This is a genomic window from Bradyrhizobium sp. 157 (assembly GCF_023073815.1).
Lineage (GTDB): Bacteria > Pseudomonadota > Alphaproteobacteria > Rhizobiales > Xanthobacteraceae > Bradyrhizobium.
In genome coordinates, this window is the sequence record NZ_JADPKF010000061.1 from 1 (window position 1) to 12,561 (window position 12,561).

At 57.2% G+C, this 12,561-nt stretch carries 11 protein-coding genes and 1 pseudogene; 10 read left to right on the forward strand and 2 right to left on the reverse strand.

Annotation, left to right across the window (positions count from 1 at the left end):
• Positions 1 to 209: 209 nt before the first annotated feature.
• The 4 genes from IVA95_RS13450 (at position 210) to trpS (ending at position 4,681) form a co-directional block, all read left to right on the forward strand.
• Positions 210 to 1,046 carry an SDR family NAD(P)-dependent oxidoreductase gene (locus IVA95_RS13450; RefSeq protein ID WP_247510919.1) on the forward strand — a complete coding sequence of 279 codons (837 nt, stop codon included), beginning with the start codon at positions 210 to 212 and terminating at the stop codon, positions 1,044 to 1,046.
• Between the two features lie 692 nt (positions 1,047 to 1,738).
• Positions 1,739 to 2,140, forward strand: a complete 402-nt coding sequence (locus IVA95_RS13455; protein ID WP_247510920.1) for a hypothetical protein — start codon at positions 1,739 to 1,741, stop codon at positions 2,138 to 2,140.
• Positions 2,141 to 2,571: 431 nt separating this feature from the next.
• Entirely contained in the window at positions 2,572 to 3,312 is a 741-nt protein-coding gene (locus IVA95_RS13460) for a Crp/Fnr family transcriptional regulator (protein WP_247510921.1), read from the forward strand.
• Between the two features lie 352 nt (positions 3,313 to 3,664).
• Positions 3,665 to 4,681, forward strand: a complete 1,017-nt coding sequence (gene trpS, locus IVA95_RS13465) for a tryptophan--tRNA ligase (protein WP_247510922.1) — start codon at positions 3,665 to 3,667, stop codon at positions 4,679 to 4,681.
• Between the two features lie 90 nt (positions 4,682 to 4,771).
• Here the strand turns inward: trpS and IVA95_RS13470 are convergent.
• Positions 4,772 to 5,405: pseudogene (locus tag IVA95_RS13470) on the reverse strand (tyrosine-type recombinase/integrase).
• A 219-nt stretch (positions 5,406 to 5,624) separates the two neighbouring features.
• Between IVA95_RS13470 and IVA95_RS13475 the strand changes: the two are divergent.
• Positions 5,625 to 5,915, forward strand: a complete 291-nt coding sequence (locus tag IVA95_RS13475; protein ID WP_247510923.1) for a DUF1330 domain-containing protein — start codon at positions 5,625 to 5,627, stop codon at positions 5,913 to 5,915.
• 1,898 nt (positions 5,916 to 7,813) lie between these two features.
• On the opposite strand, the gene IVA95_RS13480 is transcribed toward IVA95_RS13475, so the two are convergent.
• On the reverse strand, positions 7,814 to 8,059 hold the full coding sequence (locus tag IVA95_RS13480; protein WP_247510924.1) for a DUF2934 domain-containing protein: 246 nt from the start codon (positions 8,057 to 8,059) through the stop codon (positions 7,814 to 7,816).
• Positions 8,060 to 9,029: 970 nt separating this feature from the next.
• Between IVA95_RS13480 and IVA95_RS13485 the strand changes: the two genes are divergently transcribed.
• From IVA95_RS13485 to IVA95_RS13505, 5 genes are all read left to right on the forward strand, one after another.
• Positions 9,030 to 9,356, forward strand: coding sequence for a hypothetical protein (locus IVA95_RS13485; protein WP_247510925.1), 327 nt, complete (start codon positions 9,030 to 9,032; stop codon positions 9,354 to 9,356).
• A gap of 148 nt (positions 9,357 to 9,504) precedes the next feature.
• Positions 9,505 to 10,206 carry a DUF2270 domain-containing protein gene (locus tag IVA95_RS13490; protein WP_247510926.1) on the forward strand — a complete coding sequence of 234 codons (702 nt, stop codon included), beginning with the start codon at positions 9,505 to 9,507 and terminating at the stop codon, positions 10,204 to 10,206.
• Between the two features lie 514 nt (positions 10,207 to 10,720).
• Positions 10,721 to 10,984 (forward strand): PepSY domain-containing protein, encoded by a 264-nt coding sequence (locus IVA95_RS13495; RefSeq protein ID WP_247510927.1) that lies wholly within the window; start codon positions 10,721 to 10,723, stop codon positions 10,982 to 10,984.
• A 157-nt stretch (positions 10,985 to 11,141) separates the two neighbouring features.
• Positions 11,142 to 11,690, forward strand: coding sequence for a PepSY domain-containing protein (locus IVA95_RS13500; protein ID WP_247510928.1), 549 nt, complete (start codon positions 11,142 to 11,144; stop codon positions 11,688 to 11,690).
• A gap of 444 nt (positions 11,691 to 12,134) precedes the next feature.
• Entirely contained in the window at positions 12,135 to 12,398 is a 264-nt protein-coding gene (locus IVA95_RS13505) for a PepSY domain-containing protein (protein WP_247510929.1), read from the forward strand.
• The last annotated feature ends 163 nt before the right edge of the window (positions 12,399 to 12,561 follow it).

Genomic DNA, 12,561 nt, shown 5'->3' on the forward strand with positions numbered 1-12,561 from the left:
ACACGGGTCATGAACATCGTCGGAGCCAAGCCGCTGATGGCTGCAATCGCAGCCTGAGACTGAACCGATCCTGGCCTCTCATCGACTTCCCTAGGAAGGGCGTTTTTACACAACCAAGACCCAACTCGGACATAGCCAGATGGTAGACGGTTGCCCAATTCTGGCGCTACTGATGACCCTATGACCTGCTGTTTCGGAGGGGTAAGTAAGTGCAGGACCTTATTGGAAAGACAGCATTTATAACGGGCGGTGCAAACGGCATCGGATTCGCACTTGGTCAAGCCTTTGCGGAGGCAGGCATGAATGTGATGCTTGCTGACATCGAGCAAGACGCCTTGACGGCGGCGGTCGAGCGACTTCGCGATTTCGGTCCGAAAGTGCGTGGGCTTATCTGCGATGTTACCGATCCGGCCAGCGTGGACGAAGCGGCGAACGAGACGTTTGAGACATTCGGCAATGTGCATGTCCTCTGCAACAACGCGGGCGTAGCTGGCGGCAGCGGCATAGACGATATTTCGCTTGATACTTGGCGGTGGGTAATCGATGTCAATTTGATGGGCGTCGTCTACGGCATCCGTAGTTTCTTGCCGCGGATACGTGCCCATGGTGAAGGTGGACACATTGTAAACACCGCCTCGATGGCCGGATTGGAGAGCGGACTAGGATTCAGCCCTTACGCGACAAGCAAGTTTGCCGTCGTTGCAATGTCGGAGGGTTTGGCGCGGCAGGTTAATTCGCTTGGAATTGGCGTGACGGTGCTTTGTCCGGGGTTTGTGCGCACTCATATCAGCGGAAGCGCAAGAAATAGACCGGAGCGGTATGGGCCTGCTCCCGCACTGGACCCGATGAGTCCTCGAGGAAAACTAGCTGCTGAGAGTGCACGACTCCAACAGTCCGGCCTTGAGCCCTCCGATGTCGCCAAGCGTACTCTGAGAGCAATCCGAAAAGACGAGCTTTACGTATTCACGCATCCCGAGATGCGCGAAGACGTGAAGAAGCGGTTTGCCGCTATTGAGGCCGCGATGGATGAGGCGGCAACTCGCTAAGTGGACTCGTAGCAGACTAAATTGGGCTCAACAGGAATCGCTGCCAGCAGCTACACCTGCATGCCGAGCCCAGTTGCTTGGACATTTACATTGAGCGCATAGTCGCTCTCGACGGCATTGATGCTGATGGCCGGTTCTGGCACATTTGAGACATGCTGATGTCCGGTTAAGGGGTTAGGCCGGAAGTCGTTGTCACAAGATTGGAATGACGCGATTGACCCGAATGCGAAGTCCGGTGGGCTCTGAGATTGTCGGCTTGTGGGGGTAGGCCGGAAGCGACTGTCCGACTTTCCGAACGGCGCCTTTGCCCCAAAGCCGGCTGTCGGTGACGTCGCCTCTTGGCCCGACGCCAATCATGGGTCAACGTCGGGGCCGCGGATTGACATTTCTCTCTGCGGGGAGATTGCGCGGCGCGCAGCTTGGCTTTACGGACCTCGTCATGAAGCTTATTGCGCATCGTGGATGGTCCGCGGGTCGGGGCGAAAACTCGCTCGCCGCGTTCGTACGTGCCGCCCGTGACGGCAGAATATCCGGTGTCGAATTCGACGTCTGCCGTGCAGCGGATTCCGACACATTGGTGGTGTCACACGACCCGCCGCGTCATGTCGAGAATGCGCTTACCCTCGATGCGGCACTGTCGCTTCTTTCGCCGACTGACCTTGAACTGTTCGTGGAGGTGAAGGAGACGGGACTTGTCTCTGGAGTCATCGAGAGGCTGGTTTGCCAGCGACGTGGCCCGTCGCTCGGTCGTATTTGCCTTTGCCGCCGTCGCAAGATCCTTTCCGTGGGAGGGTGCGCGACCGGTGCGCCTGGGCATCATCGTCACGTACCCGTGGAACCTGAATCGTGCGGTGCGCAGGTATGCGCCCGATGTCCTCCTGCTCGGCTGGGACGCGCGCACTTGGACACGAGTCGCTTTTCGCGCCTGGTGGTCCGTTTTCTCCCTTGAGCAGCTTGCGCGACGCCACCACGTGCCGGTTGTGGTAGGAATCGTGCAACGCATGGACGACCTTCATTGGCTCTCACGGCAGCGCCTCTACGGGGCGGTTGCCGACGTCGACCGTACTATCGGCCGCAGCGCCAGGCCTGATTAGGCCGCGCAAACCCGTTCGTGGCCCGTGAACTATTCGAAAGCAGCTGACAAATCGGCCTGATCTGGCGTGGGAAACCGGCTGTTTCGGTGACGTCGCCTTCTGGCCCTGAGACGAAATCCAAATTGGCGCTGAGGATGTCCGTTCAACAGGGTGAAGCAGGCGTGGCGATGTGGCGGAGCACTCGCCCGCTTGTGACCCGTTGCGGATTTTCCAGGAGAACGGCGGCCAGGAGCGCCATTGGGAAAGGAGTACGCTGGAATGCCGCTCCAACACGATGAACGCGGGCTCCGACCGGGTCAAAACAGCCGAATTGACTCGCCATTCGAGGTGGAACCCCCCACATTAGATACATCACCGGCCAGGCTATGTCTGTGGGCGTCGGTGGCTGAGAGACCAGTTGTGCTCTTGCCTGCTAAGGCTGGAGAGCACATATGGCTCATTCCAAAAATTATATTCTCGCGCGAGTAAACCCCGTTGATCTCGAGGATCTGGGACGCAAGCTCGGGGTCGTTGATCTCAAACATGGTCAGGTGCTCGCAGAGACCCGCCAGCGAGTCCCACACGTCTACTTTCCTCACGGAGGCATACTGTCGTCCGTAGTCGAACTAAAGGACGGCTGGACCATCGAAACCGGGATGATCGGAAAAGAGGGCGTGTTCGGCGCTGCTCAGGCGCTCGACAACAAGGTTTCGCTCAGCAAAGTCATGGTACAGGTGCCCGGTCAAGCCAGCGTCGTGGACGCCGAACATCTGAAGACCGTTACGCTATCCTCGCCCGAGTTGCTTGCGCTGTTGCTCAGGTACGAACGTTTCTTCCTGGCCCAGGTACAACAGACGACTGCATGCAACGCGCTCCACACAATCGAGCAGCGAATGTGCAAGTGGCTTGTTCGGATGCATGATTTAGCGGGTGACGAGTTACCTCTCACTCAGGAGTTCCTGGCACAGATGATGGGAGTTATGCGAAGCAGCGTGAGCGGTGTCGCAAAACAACTGCAAAAAGAAGGTCTGATCTCCTACCGACGAGGACACGTTCGAATCGTTGACATCGAGCTCGTGAAACGGCGCTCTTGCGAATGTTACCAAGCCGTTCGTGAGCTATACGATGATCAGTTCGGTGAAGGGGCGTCTCAGCAACCCGGCAGCGGGCACAGTCCGCGCCCTAGTTACTGATAGGAAGCGATTATGAAGATCATTTTGGCTGAGGTCCGGAATTGGCCCACAGCCGAACCGCGCTTAAGCCCTTGTGACGTCGATTGTCAGCGGCAAACCGGACATTCCTCGCTCCCTTCCACCGCCGCTTTTGACCCATTTGAGACATCAAGCCGGCTTGCTTTCCTCGGAAGTTTCGTCAATATCGGCCGCATGACTGTCGTCGTGATCACGTTCGCGAACTTGTGGTGGCGCTCCACTTAGGAGCGGCACGGCTTTGTCATTCACCCAACCGTCGCCGCCGTTCATCGGCTCGCGAGGTTGCCTGCATCAACAGTCCGATTGAATGGCGGTTCTAATCTGGAGAACCGCGATGCAACATTCGTCAGCCCTCCCTGTTATCTTGACCGGCGACAGAACCACCGGCCCGTTGCACCTGGGGCACTACGTCGGTTCGTTGAAGAACCGCGTCACCCTACAGACGACACACCAGCAGTACCTGCTGCTGGCGGATGCCCAGGCACTCACGGACAACGCGCACAATCCTGGTCGGGTGCGTGACAATGTCCTTGAGATCGCGACAGACTACCTGGCTGTCGGGATCGACCCGAACCAGAGCACGATCTGTCTTCAATCGCATCTTCCGGCATTGGCCGATTTGACCCTGCTGTACATGAACTATGTGACGGTGGCCCGGCTTGAGCGCAACCCAACCATCAAGGACGAAATCCAGGCGCGAGGTTTTGGCAGAGATATTCCAGCAGGCTTTCTCTGCTATCCCGTCGCCCAGGCCGCCGACATCACCGGTTTCAAAGCGACGATTGTCCCGGTTGGGGAAGACCAAGCTCCATTGATCGAGCAAACCAATGAGGTCGTTCGCCGCATCAATCGCCAAGCTGGTCTTGACGTGTTGCCCGAAGTCCGCGCGCTTATTCCTCGCGTCGGACGCCTTCCCGGCATCGACGGCAAAGCCAAAATGAGCAAGTCGCAGGGCAACGCTATTCAGCTATCAGCCACGGCCGATGAAATACGTGAAGCTGTCCGGCGCATGTTCACTGATCCAAACCATCTAAAGGCATCCGACCCAGGTCGCGTCGAAGGCAACGTGGTTTTCACGTACCTAGATGCGTTCGACGAAGATCACGCTGCGGTTGAGGATTTGAAGGCACGCTATATCCGTGGCGGTTTGGGCGACAGCATTGTGAAGAAACGTCTGGATGACGTGCTGCAGGCGCTTCTCGCGCCAATCCGAGACCGTCGCCGCGGACTCGCTCGTGATCCCGGCTATGTGCTGCAAGTTGTCAAGCGCGGCACTGCGCGAGCGCGTGAGATCACAGATGCCACTTTGCGCGATGTTCGCGCCGCGCTTGGTCTATTCACCCTGAATTAATCGGATTGGGGCCAAGCCAGGGCATGTCCGGATTTGGCCCGACGCTGCCTGTAATCGACGGGCAGAGCATGTCCGCTCTGCCCGGGAAGTTCAGACGTCAACTTGTTCTGCTATTGCGAGCGCGTCGTCCACCTCAATTCCCAAATATCGAACAGTGCTCTCGATTTTGGTGTGCCCCAGGAGGAGCTGCACGGCCCGCAAGTTGCCGGTGCGCCTGTAGATAAGGGTCGCCTTTGTTCGACGCAGTGAGTGCGTCCCGAACAGGTGGGGATCCATCCCTATGTCGGTAAGCCAATCGGACAAGAGCCGCGCGTACTGCCGAGTGGTTAGGCTGCGGCCAGGTCCTCGCCGACCGGTGAATAAATATTCGCCCGGTTTCTTACTGGTCGCCCTCAGATAATCATCGATAGCTTGGCGCGTTGACTCTGTAATTTCGACTTGACCGGCCGTCCCGTTTTCTTTTGTCGGACGCTCGCGCGGTCGGCTGCATAGCCGCTTGGCGCGACGTCGTCGACTTTCAGGGCTACTACGTCGCGGCCACGAAGTTTGCTATCGATAGCAACGTTGATCAGCGCCAAATCACGGGTCCGGCCTTCAACCTGAAGCTTCGTCCGGATTGCCCAGACGTGCTTCGGCCGGTTGGCGGCTTGGCGCCGACGATCTTACCCGTATCCCATGGGACGTACTTCGAGACGTTCTCATTGGTGCTTGGGACATCGGTCATGATGACCTCCTCAGTTAATGAGGATGGCCATTCTCAAGCTGTAACCTTCTGAATCTGCGTCGGCTTTCAGAGAATTGGAGACGTACATTGTCCAATTCTACCGATCGGAAGGACGCAATTGACCCACAGCGGAAGTTTTCTCGTTGAAGGCCGGCATCAAACAACGCGGCCTTGTGCTAGTCCTCGGGACCACGACTGACGCTTGTTCGCGAGGTAACGATGAAAGCATATCTGGTGCTTGACCTGTCGGTGAATGATTTTGGGGGCTTTAAGAAATACATCGCCGAAATCCCTGCATTCATCGAAAAGCATTCCGGAAAATACATAGTTCAAGGAGTGCAACCAACGACAATTGAGGGCGATTGGAACCCCGAACGTATGGTCATTATCGAATTTCCAGCACGCGAAAAGGCAGAAGCATTTCTAAATGACCATGACATTCAAGCCCTATTCAAGGTGCGCCATAACACGACGACAAGCAAACTAGTGCTTGTCGACGGGTGCACGTAACCGCTTGCCCGCTGTTGGCCCTTTCGGACCTGACGGGCCGGACTGAGGAGGTCCGTCTATGGGGGCAAAGCAGACCTTAGCGATGCCGTCGCCGACTTCCGAAAACGACCGATAGTGTTGCAAAAGTCCCAAAACGCGGTGCGAATAATTTTCCGCTAAAAAGCGAACCAAGCGACAGTCGTCGATCGATGTACCCTCCAGCGCGCCAACGAAGTTGCTAGTGAGTTGTGCGCTAGTCGATGTGGTCCTCCACATTCTTACTCGATTGTCGCGCCTATGGCCCTGGAAAACTATCTTCGGTGACCCAAAAGACTTCTGCAACACTATCGACCCGTTGCGGACATTTGTCGAAAAGAGCTGGGCTCATGATTGTGGGTCTACGAAACATTCAATGCCGAACCCCAGCCCAAGTTCGACCAGCTTCACAAGCGCGGCATGCGGTATCTCATCCGACAAATATCCGTCTCCCAAGAATTGAACGATAAGGCTTGCCTCCCCACCCGTCTGCCGCAGGTTTGCAAAGAACGCTTTGTGAGGCTCAAGGCGATCTAGCAAGCTCGTCACCTCTGCGGCAAACCACTGATCCTTGGTACTACACGCCATGCAATGTCTCCATCGCGTGTCCCTGTAATTTCCCGCAAGGAGCCGGCCTTTCGGCGTCTTTCTTGGATCCCCGCCACGTTGGGCAACGTGAGCTTCCAGGCCAAGGGCAGCGCTGATCTCTGTCGGATCCAATGTTGGGTGGACAATGAAGAGTTCGACATGGAAGCGTTTTGCCGGGCCCTTGTCTTCTGTATCCTGCTGTGTCACTCGGCGCACCGGGTTTTCACTTTTTGTGGAGACCTCTGCTCTGAGCCTGGCCTCAGACCGCTCATTTGACGAATAGCAACTTAGATTGAAGGCTACTTAATCAGTTTCGCAAGAGTTGTTCTCATCTGGTGCCATGTCGCCTTTTGGGCCCTTTTGAGACATGCCGACCGGCCCTGACGATGTCCGTTCACCAGGGCACACCGAAAGTCTTCGTCGGACGGTGAAAACGACGCTTTTGATCATAAGCAGACGTCACTGACCCGGCGCGACGCTCAGCTGAAATGTCGCCACTAGGATGCGCCAGCTTTCGGCAAAGCGAATGACGTTGTGCGACTGCCGCCACTGCCATGCCAAGCTTCCATCAGGCCGAAGATTTTTTCATGCCACGGTCGGGAGAGCACTGCACTCGAACGACCTCTAAATCGTGCCTGGCCTCCTGTTCGCCTAGATTGGAGCCCATCATTGGATTTTCCGTAGATTATCTGGCTCGCGATGAAGTCATCTAAGCCCCGGGAATGGACCGAACTAGAGGTTAAGACCCTGATCTCCATGAGCGGGCAGCGGCATAGTGCGGCAGAAATATCGAAGTCCCTTGGACGCTACGTTGGTTCGGTGAAAACGAAAGCGCGGGAGCTTGGATTAGTAGCTGTCAAAAAGCGATCAAAGTCCCGCCGGTGGGGCGCGAACTGATGACCATTGGAGATGGAAGCGGCGCTCCCGCGTTAAATTGGCTATCATCCAGTCAGATCACCGAGCGCACGCCGCAACTTGCGTTGCGTCCGAAGGCATCGAATGACGTCACCCAGGCCCTGGCGGGCGGCGGCAGCACCACGATCGCCGCGGTGGCCGGACTACCGAGTCGCTCACTCTCGGCGCATCATCGCTTCCTTAGCCAACGGCTTGTCCTCGTCGAACTTCACGCAGGCGCTGCGCGATCTTGGAACGGGCGGCAGTTGATGAGCGCTCCCACGAAACGGCCGCGGAAGCGCCGGTACTTCTGAAAATCGGCCTCGATTCGTTTTGACGAACAGGAGCGGGGCTACCCGCTCCGCTGATGACGGAGCCGTCGTCACGGCTGCTCGCATGGACTATGCGGCGCGGGTTTTGTTTTTTCCCGATCGGGCGACCTTTGCCTTTTTAGTGGATTTCGTCGCAACCAATCTCGTGTCGGTGGGCGCTGCGGCGGCAGCGTTGCTGCCTGAGCTTTCAACTGATGTCGTGAGAATTTCGCGTTGAGCATTGAGCCAATAGATGTCCGCCTGGCCCTCGGGTTGACCATCGGCGATCCAGAGGTGGTAGGCACGTTCGCGAATGGCCTCGTCCAGATTTGGCATGGGATTCTCCTTTCATGATGCGCCCGGCCCCGGCAGGCAAAGTCTTGCTCCGTAAGGTTAACGGAACGTTAACCGCGTGTGTCGGTTGGATTGCCTGTCGGATTGCGATCAGCCGGTCTCTTTGAAGCGCGTCAAGATCGCAGCGGCGGGTGAGGGACGAGCCTGCCGCTGCCCGGCAGCGCGATCGGCTCGTGGAACTTACGGCCCCAGCCTGATGAACGCTCTGGCATCTCCTCGCCCGGAGATATCCAACCGGAGGCGACTGAGCGGCGCAGGGTTGCGCCAAAGCTGGAGCTTTGTGGTCAGGTGCACCAGCATGGCCTCGCTCGGCAGCAGCGCGGATCAGGCCGGCCGTAGTCGGCATGTGGGTTTTGTCTTGCACCTCGCGCTCGAAAATTTCGTCGGGTACCGCCTCGAGTTTCTGCCAGCGCGAGGATTGATCGTAAGAAATGTCCACATTGGAAAGCCCCGTGTCCGCCGAGGCGTTTTTTGGCCGCCCGTCGCGTTTGGCAGCGGTCTGTTCGCAGCCGATGCAACCCGGGCAGCGGCGTTTGGTACTTGATAGATCAAAAACTCGACTAATCCGTAAAAACGACCACGCATGTTCACCGCCGTTCCGCTTCCAGGTCACATCCACAGCGTTCCCGAGGAGCGTTGCGCCAGGCAATTCTTGCTTGCGCACCCCGACGAGATACATGCCCTGGCTGCGGTACAGGGGGCTGGATTGAGCCAACGCGGTTTTCTCGCGGAGCGCGCACACAAGAGAGCTCCTCTGGTTTGCGATGATATGAAAATTGAACCGTTCGGAAAGCCAGCAGTCTGGATGTACCAATTTTGGCAATAGCTGTTGGCCGCTGTCAGAACCGATCCTTGACGCGGTTGCAAGCCGGATACGTTGTCTTAGCGTTTCGGGCGATCGGCCCGTGGCTAGGGAGCAGTCGCTATCCCTATCCCGATAATCGCCAGCGATATGACGATCACCAGCACGTCAATCGTCAGCCATGTGGGTATGCGTTTCGTAGGTTGGGTCATAGCGTGTGCCCTCTGCGCCTACGTTATGTATCGGATGACGCAAAATGGCTATGAACGAGTTCACTGCCTTGGCGACGCGCCGCGGGCTATGTTGATCGCATCCTCAAAGGGGGCGCGTCCGGCGGAGCTTCCCGTCGAGCAGGCGATGGACATTACCCTGAATATCAACCTCAAGACCGCTAAGGCTCTCGGCCTCGACATTCCAATTACGCTGCTCGGCCGCGCCGACGAGGTGATTAGCGACGATAATTGCTGCGGTGCCTGAGTCCGTTCCTTGCACCGTAAACAACACACCCAAAGGGCCGCTTTTTCCCTTGGGCCGTGACAACAGGTGGACATAATAGAACATCGCCAAGCAGCATCATGTGTTGGGGTCGTGAATGACATAAACGCGCAAGGGATCAAAACGATGAGTGAAACCCCATATCGAAGGTAAGCCATCTGCATTCGACCCAGCTGATATCACCGCGTTATCGCACCTCTATCGCGGCGAGCTGTACCGTAGCACGGTCTGGCGTACACGCCTCGATGCAACGACCAATTGGGCGGTCCTTACAACCGGTATCGCACTGTCACTCACGTTTAGCAGCGAATCCGCGTCCCCTCTGCCGCTGGTGCTTGTCGGGCTCTTGGTTGCTACCTTCTTATTCATCGAGGCGCGGCGTTACCGCTTCTTTGATTTTTGGCGCATGCGCGCGCATGTCCTCGAAGTCCAATTCTTTGGGCCAATTCTCCGCGGCGAGGGCGTTCAGGTCGAGAATGGCTGGAACGAGATTCTCTACCAGGATTACCGAGCCCCTAACCTTCATATTACCTACGCTGAGGCAGTGGGCCGCAGGCTTCGCAACAACTACAGCTGGATTTTCGCGATCCAGGTGACCGCGTACGTCGGTAAACTGCTGATCCATCCGGCGCCGGTCGCCTCGGTGCAGGAGTTCTGGCTGCGAGCAGCGATTGGGCCCATTCCCGGTCAATTCGTCCTGCTGGCCGGACTCGCATTCCACGCAACATGGATCGCGATTGCGATTGCCACATATAGAAGCCGAAGGGGCGCAGGGCGCGCGCGGCCCCAGACTCCCGAGAGGGATCGGTTACTCGATCTTGCACGAGGATAGGGGTAATCACGCAAGTGCTGCTGGCGACACCGCTGCGCTCATCGTGCTTTAGTCCGCTGTTGGCACCTTTGAGACATGCCGGCGGACACTGAGAATGTCTGTTCATCGGGGTAGACCGGAAGTCGCCGTAGTCCGGCCAAACCGACGCGATTGACCCAACTCGGACATCCGCCGCGCGTTTGAGCCGCGCATCCTCAGGGCCTAGTTGATGCAGCAATGGCCTGCTTAGTCTCCGGTCGGCGTGATCCGAAATTCAACAACCTCGGGCCGCCCGCGAAGATATGAAGATCTTGTTCCCTGCCCCAACTCTGCGCTCAGAAGGAGTAATCCTTTTGAATGGATGGCCGGTGATAACTGTCCTGGCATACCATTTGTTGGCTGCCGGATGAGCCAGTGGGCGGCGTCGTCAGCTCCTCTCTCGGGCTTTTCTCTCGCGAGGGGCGAATCGTGGATCATGGACCGCTTCCCGTAGGTTGAAATTCCCAGTGACTCTTGACAACGATGAGGGTCCGTAATGACAAAATTTGCATTTGTTGCTTTTGCCCTCGCCCTGTCTGCCGCATCGGTCAATCTGGCGAAGGCCGATCAGCGGGGGCCGGACTGGATGCCCGCCCTGCACCTGATCGATAAGGTTCTTAACTCTGGCTATACCCACGTAACCAAACTCGAAGTCGACGATGGCCGATGGGAAGGCGAGGGTCTTAAGAACGGACAGAAGATGGAATTTCATGCCGATCCCAAGACCGGCGTGATTACCTCCGAAAAGCTCGATGACTAAGAGCGAAGAGGCCGCCTCAGGCGGCCTTTCGCGTTGCTGGGCGTTCACGAAAGGTTAAGGTCCGTTTCGTCAATTGGGTTGACAGCATACCGAGCGGTCCGCGAGGGAGTATGCTGTTCCGGTGAGTTACGGATTACGTGCAATCGAGGAGGAATCAATGCGGTACCTCAGCATCACCGGCACTCTCCTTGTCATGCTGTCGTTGGGCGCCTCGCTCGATCCCACGCTCGCCAAAAGCAAGCGCGAAACGGCGGCGCTGCTGCAAGCGAAGGTCACGCTTTCCGCTGCGATTTCCGTCGCTCAGAAGGAGATCCCCGGAGGAAAACCGGTCGATGCAGATTTGGTGGCAACAAAGGGCGGTAAAGTCATCTACTCCATCGAACTGGCAAAAGACGACGCGCACAACCTACACAAGGTGAGCGTTGATATGCAAACCGGGAGCGTCATCGAGGTCACGCGGAAAAACGTGGCAGCGAAGGATTTGGAGCGGGTGAAGGCCGTTGAGCAAGCCAAGGTCACGATGATTGAAGCAATTGCACTTGCTGAAAAGCGGTTTCCCGGCGGCATAATTGCCGCCGCCGAGGCCAAGCCTAGAAGAGGCCAAGTGGTTTACGTGGTAGACATCGAGCAGAATGGGTTGCGCGTTGTGCACGTGGATCCCGACAGCGGCCGCGTGCTCAGCGCAGCACGCAAATTGGATGACTGAGCGGAGGAAGGCGCTCCGCCTCCGCCCGAACGATACCGCGGCCGACGCAGCTCGGGCGGCGGCGGTTCCTGGCAAAGCGCGTAGTTCACTGCCATTTCCAAGTAATCGTTATATCCTTATGATCGCGATGGCGTCGGGAAGATTGACACCGGCGCTCAGCACAAACTTCCCCGTCCTGCCATGTGCAGGCGGGGCTTTCTGTCGGGCCCAACGATAGTGAAAGAGACCAAATTCCTCCGCAAGCAGGCCGATTAGGCTGAGCGGATTGGCCCAGGCCGTGACGGATGTCGAAATCTCGCAACGATACATGAGCATGGCGCGGGCCTATCGCAGTCAGGCCGACATTCTAAAGGCAAAGCGGAAGGCCGCGAAGAAAAAGGGTTAGTGGTTAGCAACCCTTACATTGCGGCCGAATTGATCGTTACGCGCAAAGGAGGCTAAGCAATGAACAAATTGGCGACAGTTGTTTTCACTGCGGCCCTTTCAGCAAGTTCGCTGAACCTCGTCAAGGCCGATCAGCCGGGAACGGACTGGATGCCTGCCGAACAGGTAAAGCAAAAGGTTCTTCAGTCAGGTTATACGGAGGTCACCAAACTAGAAGCCGACGACGGTCAATGGGAAGGCGAAGGCATCAAGAACGGCCAGAAGATGGACTTTCACGCCGATCCGAAGACCGGCGTAATCACGTCCGAAAAGGTCGACGACTAAGAGCGTCGGGTGCCGCCTCGGTTGACGGACATTTCAAGCCAAACATTGGCGCAACGTCGCCTATTGGCACAAAGCGTCAGTTTGCGCGGTGCAAGGCTATGTCCGAAGTTGGGGGTAAAGCCGACCTGCCGGTTGCACGTCCGGACTTCTCAGTTTGACCCAA

Excerpts from the sequence above, each read along its gene's own strand:
- IVA95_RS13480 (WP_247510924.1), bottom strand. The coding sequence starts at position 8,059 with ATGCCAAATCTGGACGAGGCCATTCGCGAACGTGCCTACCACCTCTGG.
- IVA95_RS13500 (WP_247510928.1), top strand. The coding sequence starts at position 11,142 with ATGCGGTACCTCAGCATCACCGGCACTCTCCTTGTCATGCTGTCGTTG.
- IVA95_RS13485 (WP_247510925.1), top strand. The coding sequence starts at position 9,030 with ATGACGATCACCAGCACGTCAATCGTCAGCCATGTGGGTATGCGTTTC.
- IVA95_RS13475 (WP_247510923.1), top strand. The coding sequence starts at position 5,625 with ATGAAAGCATATCTGGTGCTTGACCTGTCGGTGAATGATTTTGGGGGC.
- IVA95_RS13495 (WP_247510927.1), top strand. The coding sequence starts at position 10,721 with ATGACAAAATTTGCATTTGTTGCTTTTGCCCTCGCCCTGTCTGCCGCA.
- IVA95_RS13460 (WP_247510921.1), top strand. The coding sequence starts at position 2,572 with ATGGCTCATTCCAAAAATTATATTCTCGCGCGAGTAAACCCCGTTGAT.
- trpS (WP_247510922.1), top strand. The coding sequence starts at position 3,665 with ATGCAACATTCGTCAGCCCTCCCTGTTATCTTGACCGGCGACAGAACC.
- IVA95_RS13505 (WP_247510929.1), top strand. The coding sequence starts at position 12,135 with ATGAACAAATTGGCGACAGTTGTTTTCACTGCGGCCCTTTCAGCAAGT.